At 43.9% G+C, this 599-nt stretch carries 1 protein-coding gene; it reads left to right on the top strand.

Annotated elements, in window-relative coordinates; genetic code table 11:
• A partial coding sequence (locus HMPREF3022_RS08905) for an NAD(P)H-dependent oxidoreductase (RefSeq protein WP_070765505.1) occupies positions 1–477 on the top strand: 477 nt, incomplete at its 5' end.
• Positions 478–599 lie beyond the last annotated feature (122 nt).

Raw genomic sequence — 599 nt, 5'->3', positions numbered from 1 at the left:
GGACACAATGTAAAAGAAACCGTGATTGATGCTGACTATGATGTTGAAGCAGAAATCGAAAAATTCTTATGGATGGATGCCGTGATTTGGCAGATGCCAGGCTGGTGGATGCACGAACCTTGGACAGTGAAAAAATACATAGACGAAGTATTAACCGCTGGACACGGCAAGCTTTACCATAGTGATGGCCGCCATCGTGTCAATCCAACCGAAGGCTACGGCACAGGTGGTTTGTTGCAAGGCAAAAAACACATGCTCTCGCTTACTTGGAATGCCCCGATTGAAGCCTTTACTCGCGAAGGCGACTTCTTCGAAGGTAAAGGTGCGGATGCGGTGTATATGCACTTCCACAAACTTAATGAGTTCATCGGTTTGACCCGTCTGCCGACATTCTTATGTAACGATGTGATTAAAAATCCACAAGTAGAACAATACTTATCCGATTACCAAGCACATTTGGAAAAAGTGTTCGGCTAATGGAAAAAAAGGTGGGTAAAAATGCCCACCTTTTTAGCCATACGATACTACTAAAATATTGGCTCCCGATTGATGTACTTTAACGATATCGTAAAGGGCGGCCATTGCACGTACTGCTAATT

The organism is Neisseria sp. HMSC065C04 (assembly GCF_001815375.1).
Taxonomy (GTDB): domain Bacteria; phylum Pseudomonadota; class Gammaproteobacteria; order Burkholderiales; family Neisseriaceae; genus Neisseria; species Neisseria flavescens_D.
Note: the sequence above shows the minus strand (reverse complement) of the source record. Positions and strands in the feature narration are given on the sequence as shown.